Raw genomic sequence first — 16,476 nt, 5'->3', positions numbered from 1 at the left:
TATTGCATCACGCATAAGGAACTGAAAATGATGCCAGCGGATGGGGCAGGTTAACGTTATGGCACCCCTGAATTTCTGCAATAATCGTCTGGTAACCGGAAAGCCACTTATGACTTTGTGATTTGGCCTGCTGGTGCTGTAAATTATTTATCAATAGCTCCATTGATTCGCGGGTCTGCCAGTAATAATTATTAACCATTCTTCCGCTGGCGGCATCGGTATAGCTTTCCATCCCAATATAGCCATCAATAGACTGCGTATAGCGCTCAATCCAGCCATCCAGTTGATAAAACTCTTTGTCGTACTCTTTTTTTTCGAAAATAAAACTTGTCAGAAACAGCGACATGGTATTTCTCCTGTTACGCAATATCAATCAAACACCTATCAACGTGGATTCAAAACGTAAACCTGGCATCATTTTTTCAAGGCCGTCAGTCAGCATGTTTCCTGCCGCGTACAATTCATCAACCGGCATTTCCGGCAAGCTTTCAAGGATAAACCACATCGCTTTATCTGAAGCGCTTAGTCGGGTACGTACTCCCTGACGCCAGTTCCAGCGCCGACAGGTGACGCCTCTGTCATCGCGCCAGATAACTTCGCCCGGTTCTGGCGACTCGGTGGCGGGTTGTCCTTCTTTCAGAGTATCAAATGTTTCACTACCGTCTGCGAAAACCAGCCGCGGCGATCCACAATAAGCCGCGCTATTTTCGCCGCCTACCGGTACGGCATAGCGCAGGCTCACCGCGTTATAAAGATCAACGACCGGATCCAGCGCCGCCATTGTTCCATCCTTCAACACGCGTTTTCGTAGCGCTTCAGCCGAGCAGGGGGTGCGCTTTGGTTTTGCGCCGAATGCTTTAAACACTGCATTCCAGGCGTCTATATGCGCCTGTGCCCACGCCGGTTGGCCGTTAATTACGGCCTGACAGGCCTCTTTTAGCGCGATTTCTCCGACCTGCGCATCGCGAATCGGAGCGGCAATAACATTAATACTTAATGCACGAAAGCCGGGAGCGATACGGGCCAGTTCCGGGCTGATTGACGGTAACATAGAAGACATCGCATAATCCTGTAATGACTATTTTCTTCTATGATATCGACCAATGACCAAAAAAGTCAACTTATCGACCACGGCGGGCGCCGACGTCAGCACAATAAATGAAGCTGTTTCCCAACGTATAAAACAATTTCGTAGCCAAAAAAAGATGTCGCTGGATGAGCTTGCGCGGCGTTCCGGCGTCAGTAAAGGAATGCTGGTGGAAATTGAAGGCTGTAAAGCCAATCCAAGCATTGCGCTGTTATGTAAGATCGCGGCGGCAATGGGAGTGTCCGTGGCGGATGTTGTCAACGTCGCCAGCGAGCCGATGGTCCATCTTATCGACCGGGATGCTATTCCGGTGTTGTGGCGCGGCGAGAAAGGCGGCAGCGCAAAACTGATGGCGGGAACCAGCGGGCCGGATATGCTGGAACTCTGGCAATGGATAATGCATCCTGGTGAACAGTTTGAATCGGCAGGGCATCCGGCAGACACCTGTGAATTACTGTTTGTTAATCAGGGAACACTGACATTAACAGTCAATGGTAGACGCTTTATTATTCGGGAGGGCTGCTCCGCTGTAGCCAGAACCGACATGCCTCATGCCTACGTTAACGACACTAATGAGGTGCTTGAATTTACCATGACGGTGAATGAAAAGAGCCGTTGATCACCGTAAGGCGCTAACAACCCGTCATCCGGACAGGGAAGCCTCGGTGCCCGATAAGCGTTATCGGGCACCGGCTATCTTTTATTTTGTCGCAGGCGCGGCCTCCGGGTCATCGATATAGAGCGTCTGGCTTGGGAAGGCGAAGTCAGCGCCGTTTTCCTGGACAATCGCAATAATTTTCAGGTAAACATCCTGCTGTACGGCAAGCCATTCCTGCCATACTGTTGTTTTGGTAAAGCAATACACCATAATATTCAGCGAAGAGTCGGCGAATTCATTAAAATAGACCAACAGCGTCTGTTTCTGATCGATATCGCTGTGCGCCTGCAGCATGTTTCTGATAGCGTCAACAATGAGGCCAATTTTGTCGGCATCTTCGTAACGTAATCCAATAACCGTTTTTATTCGACGGTTGGTCATCCGTCCCGGATTCTCAACGCTAATGGATGAAAAGACGGAATTAGGCACGTACAACGGGCGGTGGTCGAATGTGTTAATTCGCGTAATTCGCCAGCCGATTTCGGCGACCGTACCTTCGATATTTCTGTCAGGAGAACGAATCCAGTCTCCGATACTGAAGGGGCGATCGAAATAGAGCATAATACCGGAGAAAAAATTGCTCAGGACATCTTTGCCCGCCATACCAACAGCGATACCGCCGATACCGCCAAAGGTCAGCAGACCGGACAGACTCATGCCAAAATGTTCGCCATACAGTAAGACAATCGCGACAATAATGGTTATTTTTATGACCCGTGCCAGAATACGGGTACTGGTGACATCTCTACCTTTATTGACCTGTGCTTTTTCAAATTGGTTAATAATCAGGAAAAGTTTTATCGTCAGAATAAGCGCAATGAGTGAGGTGCAGATAAAATCAATGACCCCGGAAGAGATAAAACGCAAATTATAATCTTCAATAGCATTATTCAGGATGCTCCCGATGGTTCCAATAATAATCGCGTAAATAAAAAACTGTGCCGCATGGAACGTGAATCCTTTCTTCCACTGTACGTTACGGCTGAGCCAAAATCTCACGACCAGCAACGCCATACCGCAACTGAAAAGTATCGCCAGATTAAATGCGTTTTTGAGAAAAAATTCAGTGAACATTATTGTTTTCCGCTCCTTCCTACGATAACAGCTCAGAATGACCTGATTAACAGGTATTTTACCCAGGATAAACGCGTAGATCATCGATAAGTAAAAAGAAGAAATAGTGCTATCAGCTTTAATCTCAGCGGTTTACTTTTTATGTAAATACAATGTCACGTTTTATGGAGCAGACATCGCGTGATTGTCATGGTATTGTTGCTATCAGGTAACAAAGTCATCTGTAAAGGACAATACTATGATCATGATGAAGCTGAAATCGGCGAAGGGGAAAAAATTTCTGTTATGCCTGCTGGCAGTGTTTATCGTTGCGGCATCGGTGGTAACGCGCGCGACTATCGGCGGTGTGATTGAGCAGTATCATATTCCACTGTCCGAGTGGACAAGCTCTATGTATGCCATTCAGTCGGCAATGATTTTCGTTTACAGTCTGGTGTTCACTATTCTGCTGGCGATTCCTTTGGGGATCTATTTCCTCAGCGGAGATGAGTAACAGGAATAGGGTATTGGCCGGATGGCAGCGCCATCCGGCAGGACGGAAGAGGGATTAATCGTCCTCGTCGTCCAGTTCAACCGGTGTTTGATACTCATCAGGCTTAATGACTAACAGGTCGCAGCGCAGATGGTCAATGACCTGTTCGGCCGTGTTCCCCAAAAACGCGGCCGAGAGTCCGGTACGTCCAACGGTGCCAAGCACAACGATCCCCGCCTGGAGATGTTCGGCAAGATCCGGGATAACTTCTTCAGGCAAGCCTTTTTCTACATGCGTAACTTTTTCATCGATGCTGAATTTCTGGCGCAGCGCTTTCATCGCCAGTAAATGCTGGCCTCTGATGGCGTCGTTATACACGCTGGGATCAAATTCCGGCAGTTCAATGGCGATATTGATTGGCGTAACGGGGTAGGCGCCGACCAGGTGTACTTCGGTATGATTAACCTGCTCCGCCAATTGTAAGGTCTCTTTTACCAGCTTTTCGTTGAGAGCATTGTGATAAGGCTCTTCGCTTGCCAGGTTCACGGCGACCAGGGCTTTACCGCCCTCTGGCCACGGCTGATCTTTGACCATCCACACAGGGCTTGGGCATTTACGCAGCAAATGCCAGTCGGTAGGGGTAAAAATGACCGCTTCCAGTCGATCGTGCTGATGCGCCATTTTCAACACCAGATCGTGACTGCCGGCGATAACCTCCTGGATAATGGCCTCAAAGGGACGATTGTGCCAGACCACTTTAATTTCAATGGGGACACCGGCTTCAAGATAATATTTCGCCTGCTCACGTATCCAGGCTGTGCGTTGACTTATTACGCCCTGACGCATTGCGGTGCGTTCGTCAGGAGAAAGCAGGGTGGTCATCTCATACGAGAAATCGTAAATAGGCAGGAAAGCTTTAATTTTGCCGCCAATCCGTTGATGCAAATAAACTGCTCGCCGTAATGCGGGTTGGTCGTCCTGATTGGGATCGATGACCACCAGCATATTTTGATACATAGCCATACAGGGTCTCCTTACAACTGTCATCGCAGTTTGTAACTAAAGAGTAACTCAAATATGGTGAATGAAACAGAGGAAGCGCTTCTGCCAGATCAATAAATGAGAAAAATTTAACGATATGGCAGAAGATAACATCAATGGTTTAGCTGACGTTTAAGCGACGTTGCGGGTATGACCGGCGAGGGCCGCCAGCGCATCGCTGTTTTCAATAGTAATATACTTACCTTTCACCGCCAGCATACCGCTTTTCTGGAAACGCCCCAGCAGACGGCTAATGGTTTCGACCGTTAAGCCCAGATAGTTGCCGATATCGCCACGGGTCATCGTCAGGCGGAATTCACGCGGTGAAAAACCACGCTGCGCAAAGCGGCGGGACAGGTTGTAAATAAACGCAGCCAGACGTTCTTCGGCGTTTTTCTTCGACAATAACAGGATCATATCCTGATCGCCTTTAATTTCACCGCTCATCAGACGCATCATTTGCTGACGCAGGTTAGGCATTTTGCCGGACAGGTCATCCAGTGTCTCAAAGGGTATTTCACATACCATTGAGGTTTCCAGCGCCTGTGCAAAGCTCGGATGATGACCGCTGCCAATGGCGTCAAAACCCACCAGGTCGCCTGCTAAATGGAATCCAGTAATCTGCTCATCGCCTTGCTCGGTAATGGTGTAGCTCTTAATCGTTCCGGAGCGGATAGCATAGAGCGATTTCAATTCATCACCTGCTTTAAACAGAGTTTGCCCTTTCTGAATGGGCTTTTTGCGCTCGATGATATTATCAAGCTGATCAAGCTCATGCTCGTTAAGTGTGAACGGGATGCAAAGCTGGCTGATACTGCAATCCTGGCAATGGATAGCACAACCGCCAGACTGAATGCGCCGTATAATTCGCTTTTCCGGGATCATAGGTCTGCTCAAGCCGTAATTGATATTTGTCAATTTTAACATCTTTTTGGTGAGCGCGTAAGTCTGAGCTATCCCGGAGAAGGAATAATTCAAGTATAAGTTTGATGAATACTTTTATCTATTTGAAAATACGTAATTTATTTGTTGTTGCTTTACATAAAAGTGTGACCGATAAGGCACTTTTTGCCTGTATTTTCATAATAAAAGATAGCCTTCATGGCGTAATAGCCACTCTTTTCGCTGCACGCCACCGGCGTATCCGGTCAGAGTGCCGTTACGCCCAATGACGCGATGGCAGGGAACAACAATACTGATGGGGTTAGCGCCATTCGCAGCACCGACTGCGCGTGCGGCGCCCGGTCGTCCCAGTTGCGCCGCCAGCTGACCATAGTGCATCACCTGCCCGCAGGGGATAGCGCGCAACGCCTGCCATACTTCCCGTTGAAAAGGCGTGCCCCCCGTGGCGGTTTCCAGGGTATCAATTACGGCGAGATTGCCTGCAAAATAATCTGCAAGCTTATCGCTGAGTCCACCGGGGTTAGTCGCAGAAACGCGTTCATAGCCTTCGTGACGGTAGTGGATATTTAGCAGTTGCTCCATACGATCGCGGTACTGTTCCCACTCAATGGCCCGCAGTCGAAACTGCTCATCGCAAACCACCCATAACGGACCTAATGGCGTGGCTATCTTCTCTTCAAGTAATCTCAGCATCCGTTCTCTCACATCGTCTTAATCTAACGTAAGAGACAAGATATCATGCCAGGAATACCCGCAACCATACTCCTTAAAAGATAGTCAGGGATAACACATTTAGCGACAGTAATATCGTTGGTGGAGAAAAAGAGAGCCGGGCGAGGCGGTTAATTGCCTTACATTGTCGCTGTTATTGGAAATAACTGTAAACCGTTGTCGGTATAACAGGGCACGGTTATGATAACGGCAGTCGCAAAAACGCTGGAGGATGAACCATGAACCTTGACGATAAAGCGCTGTTTCTTGACGCCATGGAGGATGTCCAGCCGCTGAAACGCCATACTGATGTACACTGGCAGCCAACGCGTAATCTTAAAACGCCCCAGCGTATCGACACGCTTCAGCTTGATAATTTCCTGACGACGGGCTTTCTGGATATTCTGCCGCTGAATGAACCGCTGGAATTTCGTCGGGAAGGATTGCAGCAGGGTGTCATCGACAAGTTACGCAGTGGGAAATACCCTCAGCAGGCCAGCCTCAATTTGTTACGCCAGCCGGTCGAAACGTGCCGAAAAATGCTGTTTCGTTTTATCCTGGAGGCGCAGAAAGAGGGGTTGCGTAATGTCCTGATCATTCATGGTAAAGGGCGAGAGGCGAAGTCGCATGCCAATATCGTCCGAAGCTATGTGGCCCGTTGGTTGACAGAGTTTGAGGATGTACAGGCTTATTGTTCGGCGCTGCCGCACCATGGCGGCGGCGGGGCATGTTACGTCGCGTTACGTAAAACGGTGCAGGCTAAACAGGATAACTGGGAGCGCCATGCGAAGCGTAGTCGGTAAATCGTTGCCGCTGGCGGACAGGACCGCCAGCGCAAGCTCGCGCGAACCCGATTTTATGCCTGATGCTCAGGATTCTGCAAGAGAACGGGCGATAACGCTGTCCGCGGTAATAACACGGAGAAACAGTCATTCGCTTATTTAAGCGTCTATTAAAATATACTGGCTTTCGACTTAACTATTAAGCAGAAAATGGTGATAAGTACATCACTTGTCAATATGGATGGATGAATATCCTGGCATAGCGAATATAGGTGATTTTATCTGTTGCACTAAGGGAAATGGCGATGGTCCGGTATTGAATATGGAGAATGTCAAAGAAACGAATGGCAATAGCTATCTGAAATGCTATAAAAATAAAACCTGTCTCCTATCCTGGTTGTAGGCCGTCAAAAATGTTGAGAAATATCAGCGTCAGGACATGCATTATTCTATTCATGGTATGTACGTTTCTTTTGGTGGATACTTTACAAATAGCTTTTCTGCACGATCTCCCTATTTTAATTACGTGTAATATCATTTATCTGATCTCGACATTACTGCTTTGGTGGTATATGACCTGCTATCTGGTAGTGCCGATTAATACCGTGAAGAAAAGTATTGAAGAGGTCGCAGCAGGAAACTTGTCTATTCATATCTCCGAATTTGGCAATAATTGCGCCGGGCGACTCATCCCCGGAATTAATAGCCTGTCGGAGAATATTTCCGCGCTGGTACGCGAAATCAGATCCTCTTCGCAAACGGCAATGACCCTTTCCGAACAACTGGCGGCGCGCAGTATGTCGCTATCCGTAAAGACGGAACAGCAGTCGGCCTCGTTAATTCAAACTGCCGCCAGTATGGATGAAATGGCGGCGAGTACCAAAAACAATGCGGATAATACCCGAATGGCGAGCATACAGGCGGATTGTGCAACCCAATGCGCCCGTAAAGGCGGTGAATTAATGGTGCGGGTTACAGAAAATATGCGTTCTATTACCGACTGTGCCTCGCAGATGACGGAGATTATTTCATTGATTGACGGTATCGCATTCCAGACTAATATTCTGGCGCTTAACGCGGCGGTAGAGGCTGCGCGGGCGGGCGATCATGGAAAAGGTTTCTCCGTGGTGGCCGGGGAAGTGCGTAACCTGGCGCATCGTAGCGCCGAGGCGGCAAAAAATATCAAGGCGCTGATCGACGTTACGCATGATAATGTGCGGCAGGGGGCCGCCATAGTGCAGGAGGCTGAAAAAAATATGCAGGAGATTGTTGGCGGCTCCGGGCAATTAAACGTGCTGATGAGTGAAATTTCCACCACCACGCGGGAGCAGGAAAAAGGCATTAACCAGATAACACTGGCGTTGAGCGATCTGGAAAGCGCAACCCATAGCAATGTCTTAATGGTTGAAGCGCTATCTGCTTCTTCGGATGTTTTAAAGGCGCAGGTGATCGAGTTACAGACTAAAACCGACAAATTTCGTTTAAGCCAGCCGGGTTACAGTGAACATGCGCTGTCGCGCTCTCATGTATCACCTCTTTCGACCATCACCAGGCGCGGCCAGGCCTGATAATACATGTTTGGTAAGCGCCTGTTGCTAAGGCGCTTTTTTCGCAGGTTCCCGTCATTCTTTTTGCGCAATGAGAAAATGAGAGATTGCTTAACCTTTCCCGAAAGCTAGACTAACGGCATCAGAGTTGTAACGTGGAGGCGCTGTGGAAGCCATTAAGGGATCGGATGTGAACGTGCCGGATGCCGTTTTCGCATGGCTACTGGATGGTCGTGGTGGAGTAAAACCGCTCGAAGATAATGATGTGATCGATAGTCAGCATCCCTGTTGGCTACATCTTAATTATACCCACCCGGACAGCGCCCGCTGGTTGGCTTCAACGCCTTTACTCCCCAATAGCGTGCGTGATGCGCTGGCTGGTGAAAGCTCGCGCCCGCGCGTAAGTCGTATGGGGGAAGGGACGCTCATTACGCTGCGCTGTATTAATGGCAGTACTGACGAACGCCCGGATCAATTAGTGGCAATGCGTTTATATATGGACGAGCGATTCATTGTGTCTACCCGTCAGCGAAAGGTTCTGGCGCTCGACGATGTGGTCAGTGATTTGCAGGAGGGCACCGGGCCTGTAGATTGCGGCGGCTGGTTAGTGGATGTGTGCGATGCGTTAACCGATCACGCCAGTGAATTTATTGAAGAGCTACACGATAAAATTATCGATCTGGAAGATAATCTTCTCGACCAGCAAATCCCACCGCGCGGTTTCCTCGCATTGCTACGTAAACAGCTAATTGTTATGCGCCGTTATATGGCGCCGCAGCGCGACGTCTATGCCCGGCTTGCGAGTGAACGGCTGCCGTGGATGAGCGACGATCACCGGCGCAGAATGCAGGATATCGCCGACAGGCTGGGAAGGGGGTTGGATGAAATTGACGCTTGTATCGCGCGTACTGGCATCATGGCGGATGAAATTGCCCAGGTGATGCAGGAGTCTCTGGCGCGCAGAACTTATACCATGTCGCTTATGGCGATGGTTTTTCTGCCCAGCACCTTCTTAACGGGGTTATTTGGCGTTAACCTGGGCGGTATTCCCGGCGGCGGATGGCGGTTCGGCTTTTCTCTGTTTTGTATTCTGTTAGTTGTCCTGATCGGTGGTGTTACTTTATGGTTGCATCGCAGTAAATGGTTGTAACAAAAGCGCTTTTCAGGCCATTTCGTATGAAAAAACGCCGAGAAATTTGAGCGAAGTCAATAAACCATCTACCTATTCGGGGCAATATCTCTCTCGCAGGTGAATGCAACGTCAAGCGATGGGCGTTGCGCTCCATATTGTCTTACTTCCTTTTTTGAATTACTGCATAGCACAATTGATTCGTACGACGCCGACTTAGATTAGTCGGCTTTTTTTTGCCTGTAGGATATCAGCGTCTACCCTTTAAGAGTCTGATTGACATTCTGGAGGGTAATATGAGCTGTCTTTTGACCTTATTATATCTACACTCGTCCTTGTCGGACCCGATTCCCACTGACCCTGTTCCCATTCCTGAGCCGCTTCCCCGTCCTCAGCCGATGCCCGACCCGCCGCCGGACGAAGAACCGATTAAAATGTCGCATCAAACGCCCGGATCTGCGAGGATACGCGCCTGCTGACTATGAGTCGTTACCGCGAGAGTAAATTGTGACCGCTTTTTCAACCCTGAATGTTTTGCCCGCCGCCCAGCTCAATAACCTTACTGAGCTGGGCTATCTTGAGATGACGCCTGTTCAGGCCGCAGCATTACCCGTCATTCTGGCGGGAAATGATGTGCGTGTGCAGGCCAGGACCGGTAGCGGCAAAACGGCGGCGTTTGGTCTTGGGCTCTTGCATCGAATTGACGTCACTCTGTTCCAGACACAGGCGTTAGTGCTGTGTCCGACGCGGGAGCTGGCGGATCAGGTAGCCGGGGAGTTACGTCGCCTGGCCCGTTTTCTGCCAAATACCAAAATTCTGACCTTGTGTGGCGGGCAACCCTTTGGCGCACAGCGCGACTCGCTTCAGCATGCTCCGCATATCATTGTCGCGACGCCGGGGCGCCTGCTGGATCATTTACAAAAAGAAACCGTATCGCTGGATGCGCTGCATATTCTGGTAATGGATGAAGCAGACCGAATGCTGGACATGGGATTCAGTGACGCCATTGATGAGGTGATCCGCTTTGCGCCTGCGACGCGCCAGACGTTGTTGTTTTCAGCAACCTGGCCTGAGGCCATCGCGGCGATTAGCGGTCGTGTACAGCAGCAGCCAATACGTATTGAAATCGATACGGTAGATGCGCTACCGGCTATCGAACAACAGTTCTTCGAAACGTCTGCGCATGAAAAGATTTCGCTGCTACAAACGTTGCTTAGCCAGCATCAGCCAGCGTCCTGCGTGGTGTTTTGCAATACCAAAAAAGATTGTCAGGCCGTTTGTGATGCGCTTAATGCGGTAGGACAAAGCGCGTTGGCGCTCCACGGCGATCTGGAACAACGCGACCGCGACCAGACGTTGGTGCGTTTTGCAAATGGTAGCGCGCGCATTCTGGTTGCCACCGACGTTGCCGCGCGAGGATTAGACATTAAATCGCTCGAACTGGTGGTTAACTATGAACTGGCCTGGGATCCAGAGGTGCATGTCCACCGTATTGGCCGTACGGCGCGCGCGGGAAGTAGCGGCCTGGCGATCAGTTTCTGCGCGCCGGAAGAGGCGCAGCGGGCGAATATTCTTTCAGAAATGCTGCAACTCAAGCTGAACTGGCTGAATGCGCCCGCCCGGCAGCCGTTACTCCCTCTGGCCGCAGAGATGGCTACCCTATGCATTGACGGCGGCAAAAAAGCGAAAATGCGTCCGGGAGATATTTTGGGCGCGCTGACCGGCGATATTGGATTAGACGGGGCGGATATTGGCAAAATTAACGTGCATCCCATGCACGTTTACGTCGCCGTACGTCAAGCAGTAGCGCAAAAAGCCTGGAAGCAGTTGCAAAACGGGAAGATCAAAGGCAAGTCATGCCGGGTACGGCTATTAAAATGATCGATAGCATGGCGTCTCAGCGGGTGCTGAGACGCCTGCAGATTATTTCACTTCGATAACATCAAGCCGCAACGCCTCTAAGGAGGTGTCATCTTCTTCCGGCTGCCAGCCAGCGGGCTGCAATGGAATCTCTTCACGATCGAACGCTAAATCGCCGCCGTCGACGACCTCGGAACCGTGAGTGATCCCTTTGAAATCGAACAGGTTAGTGTCACAAAGGTGAGACGGCACGACATTCTGCATGGCGCTAAACATCGTCTCGATCCGTCCAGGATAGCGCTTATCCCAGTCGCGTAGCATGTCGGCAATCACCTGGCGTTGCAGGTTGGGTTGCGAACCGCACAGATTACAAGGAATGATAGGAAAGGCTTTGGCCTCAGCAAAACGGATAATATCTTTCTCGCGGCAGTAAGCCAGCGGGCGGATCACGATATGTTTGCCGTCATCGCTCATCAGCTTCGGCGGCATCCCTTTCATTTTTCCGCCATAGAACATATTCAGAAACAGGGTTTGCAGAATATCGTCGCGATGGTGGCCCAGGGCGATTTTGGTCGCGCCCAGTTCAGTCGCAGTACGATACAGGATACCCCGACGCAAACGCGAGCACAGCGAGCAGGTGGTTTTTCCTTCCGGAATCTTCTCTTTCACAATGCCGTAGGTGTTTTCTTCGACGATTTTATATTCTACGCCCAGCTGCTCAAGGTAGGCTGGCAGGATATGCTCCGGAAAACCTGGCTGCTTTTGATCGAGATTGACGGCGACCAGTGAAAAATTGATCGGGGCGCTTTGCTGCAAATTACGTAAAATTTCCAGCATCGTATAGCTATCTTTGCCGCCAGAAAGGCAAACCATAATGCGATCGCCTTCTTCAATCATATTAAAATCGGCAATCGCTTCGCCAACGTTACGGCGCAGGCGCTTTTGCAACTTGTTCAGGTTGTATTGTTCTTTCTTTGTATTCTTTTGAATTTCTTGCATTATTTCAGTTCTCTGGTACTAAATGGGGCAAATTGGGGGCAAACTTTGCAACTACGATAACCGCACATTCAACATCGCTACTTGTTCGTCGTTCATGTCATCAATCTACATACCGTAAATTTCATACACCATCTGTGCAGTTTCATGCCCCATTTGGCTGGCGATAAATGCCGGTTCGCTCCTGCCGTCAACAGCCAGCAGGCAAAAGTATGTCGCGTATGGTACGGATTACGGCGACGAATGCCAGCACGTTTTAATAGAGATAGTACCTTCGGATATTGTCAACTGTATACATCATGCAGACAGGCCCGTTAAGAAGTGACGGGCTCAACTGAAATTCAGGCGCTGCTGCGTCCTGATGATGGTACGTTTCAAGTGGTTCCGTGGGGTGAACCGGGACAGGTGTAAAGTGATATTCGGCACACCCTTTTTGCTCTTTTATTGGCGATATAAAATACGGTATCAGTATTTTATTATCTAATAAGATAATGCAGAGTGTTTAATTATCGTTGGGTAAGATCAGTTTACCGTATGCTATTTAAAATTTTCTTGCCTATTCTGATGGTCGTATTGAATTAAAAATAGCCTGTTTCATATATACAGTTCAGACAAATGATTTGCGATGAGAATTGCTACCTGATATCTACATCTTATGATGTATACCATAATTCTGACTGGAGAACGTAATGCGTATAACAGTAAGTGATATATCAACCAGAGAATCACAGCAGACGGTACAGATACAAGCTATCAGAAGTTGGGATACCATACCGTACCTTTCAATGTTGGATGGACTTTATCAGGACGATATCTTTCATGAACAAGTGTCTAATTTACCAGTAGAATATATTAAGCTGGATGAGATGGCCAAAGATGAAGAAAAGAACAGCTTAAATATTTATGACTTCTTCTTTGAGCCAATACATGAAATTATATGTGAAGATATTAAATCAACATTGGATTTTTATTATTCAAATAGTGCAACCTTCCGTAGGTTGGTTAATTATAAAGTAGAGCGCAGCATAAATGACGATGTAGACACCAATAAATGTGAGGTAAAAATATCTCCAGATTATAGTTACGAAAATATTGATGAGGGGCGAGGATATTTATCGCTTCCATTTGATAAAAACGGTTATCCAATTTCCCCTGACTTTCACAACTGTGTAAATGGAATCACATCAGAAAAATTGTTGTTAGATCTATTTCTAAAATATATTTTGCACGATCATTTAAATGCAAACGGTGAAGTTACAAACATTTACGCCAATGTTATTTATAAAGAGATTGATCCCGCTGCAATTGCACATACATCGGCGTGTTTTTCTCAGGTAACGATGAGTGGTGAACATGAGCTATTTAATGTGGATAGCGTAACTGTTCCACCTAAAAGTACTGAGCAAATTATATCTGAGGGAAAGGAAATTCAAAGGCAAATTTTCTTATCTTCTCATAGCCGCAATCATGCTCAGTCAGTAACTGTTCATAAAATGGACAGGAGTATTAAAAAAATTGCAGTAACTGGTTTGTTATTATCATCAAGATTAGCAGTAACATCTGGTGATTATAGGATAAAAAATGGTAATTCAGAAGGTGAGAATGATTTTTTACCCGTTAAAGAATTACAGAGATATGAAAGGGCTCTCCCGGAGGACCATACTGCCCCAAATACGGAGCCTCATCCGCTAGGTAAGGTGTTAGATGGTCTATTTGATCACTATACATCTGTTGCAGGAGGACACCTTGTCGCAGTACTCAAACTACTTGGAAAAGAACAAGAGGCAAATAGTTATAAAAGAGGCTATCATGAATTACTTGCATTTTCTCAAACCGGGCAGTGGACGCATGATGGAAGAGTTATTGCCGCTGAATATATGCTCAAAGGTCTTTTAGTTCATTTAAGTGATAAACTCATTATTCTCGGTGAGGGAAGTTTCATTTCTTTTCTATCTTTTGTAAGAGAAAATATTCAACACCAATATAAAATATATGAGCTAATGGCGCGTGATATGCTGGTTCATCCTTTGCCTTTCAGCACTGATTCTGCACCACCCATGATAGACAGGCCTTTATGGACAAGGGAAAGCCATTATACGAAAGTCCTGTATGAAAAGTTTCCTGACATTTCTGGTTCAAGTTTTGAGGTTTTCTATGGTAAGGAGGCTATTATTACAGCGTTAGAAATAGTATCCTTCAATAGACAAGAAAGAGGAAAGAGCGCTTTTAATAAAAAAAGGATGAGTCATCTTTATAAGCTAGTTCAATTAGTGATACACCATTTATCCAGCAATGGTGGTGATAGAGTATTGCTTAGCCCTAAAGGCATAAAAAATAATTTTATTATTATGCGTCATATTATTTTTTGGTGTGCAAAGATAAAGGTACCGGTTGATGATAAAAAAATAAACACAATAGCAAGAAAAATTGTAGTTAATAATAAATTTTCCAACGGTGTTAAATCAATACTTCCCAAAAGCAACGATCCTTTAATTTCGTTAATGAAAGCCGCGATCAATAAGCAGCTAAACTGGGCGGAGAAATATTATCGAGCAGAGACTCATATGAAGGAACATATGCAGGAGTGTGATATTTTAGGACTAATGGACACCAACAAAATGGTGCGAGAGGCCGTTATTGGGCTTATTCATGAGATCAGTGATATTGCGCAAAGCAGCTGGCTGACATTAGAAGAACAACATGAGAAACAGGCTCAGTCTCTCGAATCGTTCAAGGAGAAAGTTTCCTCCATGAATGGCGGTCAACAATTCGTTTATGGATTTAATAAGATTATTCAGGAGGGGTTGGGAGGATTAATTGAGCTGAGTTTTGATCTTGATGATACTATACATCATCGCACAACTTCCTCATTAAGTCCGGCTGCAAGAGCAGGACTTCACCTCTTAGGAACGGTCTGGAATATTGTAATGAGTATTGTCCCTGGTTTTAACGCACTGGCTGGTACCAGCAGTATTCTTAACCGGGCTGTTGTGGAAAACTCTGCGGATGTATGCGGTTACGTACAGGATATTATTCGTATCGGTATGGAGGCTGTTCCTGTTGCAGGAGCGAAGTTCACAGAAAGAGCCGCAAATGCAAAGTATACGGGTCTCCGATTTGTTGAAAATAAAATACAAAGAGGTGTAATACGAGCGCCGATTCAAAAAGGGAGTAATTATAAAATTATAGAGTCAATAGAAAATACAGATTTTATTTATCAAAAAAGTAGTCAGAAAGTTCTTGAGTTAGGTCCAGCGGGAAACGATGGGCTCCATCGCGCTACCGGTTTTGATAAACAAACGTATGGTTATTACAAACCGTCAGGAGAAGGCTTTTACAGAAAACAAGCCTCATATCCACCGCTGTCAACGGAAGCGCCTAATACGATAAAATATGGCGATAGAGAGCTCGTTTTAACTAAAGAACCAAATTCACAAACGTATCAGGCAACCTATTCGGATAGCGGAAAAAATTCAGCTATGACATTTTACCGATCTTCTGATGGACGATTTTATCAGGCGTCAGGGCTGAAAGGTGGGGGGCTTATTCGCCATATTGATAAGCCTTATTCAGAGTTAAGAGAAGGAGACGTGGGTTATGATGAAGAACTTCTGGAAATTTCGGATGATTCACCCCTACTGGAAGATATACTGGCCTCCCTGTCAGAAGATTTATACCCTACATCAGAAGAAAATGTACAAAGTATTTATAAGAAATACCAGAGTGGGGATGCAGCAGCAGGGGAGACCGAAGTTGTGTTATGCCGAGGTACAATAGGTCCGCAGGCTGAAAATATTGTTAGCTTTAAAACTGCAGGAGGTATTGAGGGGACCGATGTAGAGGTATTGCCTGTCTCTGCTGAAATAGCCAAAGAGCAGGTTCGAAGTGGAAGAATCGTACCTGAATATACCACGGATCTTAGTGTTGCAGACAGGTTCAGCAGGGAACATTATCTTATTATCGTTAGGGCAAAAGTCAAATATCTTACACGAGGTAGCGTCAGTGAAAGCGGCTGGGTTATGCCAAAAAACACACCAGTGGACCCTGTTGGTATAATTGACAGGACATATGGTAATGCAGAAAATATAGGGCAGGCAAACGCTTCTAAGTAATCATAAATCCTGAACGGGTTTATTGTAGTTATCCCTCGTGTATGAAAGATTGCTTTTATATTCTAAATAATTCGAGTTGCAGGAAGGCGGGAAGCGAGCGAATC

General features: G+C 47.1%; 14 protein-coding genes and 1 pseudogene. 7 read left to right on the top strand and 8 right to left on the bottom strand.

The window, feature by feature from the left end:
- Positions 1 to 7: 7 nt before the first annotated feature.
- Positions 8 to 346 carry a hypothetical protein gene (locus ACLJZ5_RS01950; protein WP_024797909.1) on the bottom strand — a complete coding sequence of 113 codons (339 nt, stop codon included), beginning with the start codon at positions 344 to 346 and terminating at the stop codon, positions 8 to 10.
- Between the two features lie 27 nt (positions 347 to 373).
- Entirely contained in the window at positions 374 to 1,060 is a 687-nt protein-coding gene (locus ACLJZ5_RS01945; protein ID WP_023220563.1) for a B3/4 domain-containing protein, read from the bottom strand.
- Positions 1,061 to 1,103: 43 nt separating this feature from the next.
- Between ACLJZ5_RS01945 and ACLJZ5_RS01940 the strand changes: the two genes are divergently transcribed.
- Positions 1,104 to 1,706, top strand: coding sequence for a helix-turn-helix domain-containing protein (locus ACLJZ5_RS01940; protein WP_000163372.1), 603 nt, complete (start codon positions 1,104 to 1,106; stop codon positions 1,704 to 1,706).
- 81 nt (positions 1,707 to 1,787) lie between these two features.
- Here ACLJZ5_RS01940 and ACLJZ5_RS01935 read toward each other — a convergent pair whose 3' ends face one another.
- Complete coding sequence (locus ACLJZ5_RS01935; RefSeq protein ID WP_000493671.1) at positions 1,788 to 2,819, bottom strand: mechanosensitive ion channel family protein; 1,032 nt, start codon at positions 2,817 to 2,819, stop codon at positions 1,788 to 1,790.
- A gap of 238 nt (positions 2,820 to 3,057) precedes the next feature.
- Between ACLJZ5_RS01935 and ACLJZ5_RS01930 the strand changes: the two genes are divergently transcribed.
- The gene (locus tag ACLJZ5_RS01930) at positions 3,058 to 3,312 is read left to right on the top strand and encodes a DUF2534 family protein (RefSeq protein ID WP_024797910.1); all 255 of its coding nucleotides are present in this window, start codon (positions 3,058 to 3,060) and stop codon (positions 3,310 to 3,312) included.
- A gap of 54 nt (positions 3,313 to 3,366) precedes the next feature.
- On the opposite strand, the gene uspE is transcribed toward ACLJZ5_RS01930, so the two are convergent.
- From uspE to ogt, 3 genes are all read right to left on the bottom strand, one after another.
- Complete coding sequence (gene uspE, locus ACLJZ5_RS01925; protein ID WP_001262138.1) at positions 3,367 to 4,314, bottom strand: universal stress protein UspE; 948 nt, start codon at positions 4,312 to 4,314, stop codon at positions 3,367 to 3,369.
- 150 nt (positions 4,315 to 4,464) lie between these two features.
- Positions 4,465 to 5,217 carry a fumarate/nitrate reduction transcriptional regulator Fnr gene (fnr, locus tag ACLJZ5_RS01920; protein WP_000611914.1) on the bottom strand — a complete coding sequence of 251 codons (753 nt, stop codon included), beginning with the start codon at positions 5,215 to 5,217 and terminating at the stop codon, positions 4,465 to 4,467.
- A 195-nt stretch (positions 5,218 to 5,412) separates the two neighbouring features.
- A complete protein-coding gene (ogt, locus tag ACLJZ5_RS01915) occupies positions 5,413 to 5,928 on the bottom strand; it encodes a methylated-DNA--[protein]-cysteine S-methyltransferase (protein WP_000945036.1) in 516 nt (171 codons plus the stop codon).
- 257 nt (positions 5,929 to 6,185) lie between these two features.
- Between ogt and smrA the strand changes: the two genes are divergently transcribed.
- From smrA to dbpA, 4 genes are all read left to right on the top strand, one after another.
- Positions 6,186 to 6,749, top strand: a complete 564-nt coding sequence (gene smrA, locus ACLJZ5_RS01910) for a DNA endonuclease SmrA (RefSeq protein WP_001046799.1) — start codon at positions 6,186 to 6,188, stop codon at positions 6,747 to 6,749.
- Positions 6,750 to 7,141: 392 nt separating this feature from the next.
- Entirely contained in the window at positions 7,142 to 8,296 is a 1,155-nt protein-coding gene (locus tag ACLJZ5_RS01905; RefSeq protein ID WP_000945626.1) for a methyl-accepting chemotaxis protein, read from the top strand.
- Between the two features lie 145 nt (positions 8,297 to 8,441).
- Positions 8,442 to 9,425 (top strand): zinc transporter ZntB, encoded by a 984-nt coding sequence (gene zntB, locus ACLJZ5_RS01900; protein ID WP_024797911.1) that lies wholly within the window; start codon positions 8,442 to 8,444, stop codon positions 9,423 to 9,425.
- Positions 9,426 to 9,911: 486 nt separating this feature from the next.
- Positions 9,912 to 11,285: an ATP-dependent RNA helicase DbpA gene (gene dbpA, locus ACLJZ5_RS01895; protein WP_000123685.1), complete on the top strand. Its 1,374-nt coding sequence runs from the start codon at positions 9,912 to 9,914 to the stop codon at positions 11,283 to 11,285.
- Positions 11,286 to 11,327: 42 nt separating this feature from the next.
- On the opposite strand, the gene ttcA is transcribed toward dbpA, so the two are convergent.
- Positions 11,328 to 12,263, bottom strand: a complete 936-nt coding sequence (ttcA, locus tag ACLJZ5_RS01890; protein ID WP_001156210.1) for a tRNA 2-thiocytidine(32) synthetase TtcA — start codon at positions 12,261 to 12,263, stop codon at positions 11,328 to 11,330.
- 105 nt (positions 12,264 to 12,368) lie between these two features.
- Positions 12,369 to 12,520 (bottom strand): annotated as a pseudogene (locus tag ACLJZ5_RS01885) (tyrosine-type recombinase/integrase); the annotation flags it as partial.
- 429 nt (positions 12,521 to 12,949) lie between these two features.
- On the opposite strand from ACLJZ5_RS01885, the gene ACLJZ5_RS01880 reads away from it, so the two are divergent.
- Positions 12,950 to 16,372 (top strand): DUF4765 family protein, encoded by a 3,423-nt coding sequence (locus ACLJZ5_RS01880; protein ID WP_024797912.1) that lies wholly within the window; start codon positions 12,950 to 12,952, stop codon positions 16,370 to 16,372.
- Positions 16,373 to 16,476 lie beyond the last annotated feature (104 nt).

Source organism: Salmonella sp. 5800 (genome assembly GCF_046558195.1).
Classification (GTDB): domain Bacteria; phylum Pseudomonadota; class Gammaproteobacteria; order Enterobacterales; family Enterobacteriaceae; genus Salmonella; species Salmonella enterica.
This window is presented reverse-complemented; position numbering and strand designations above follow the sequence as displayed.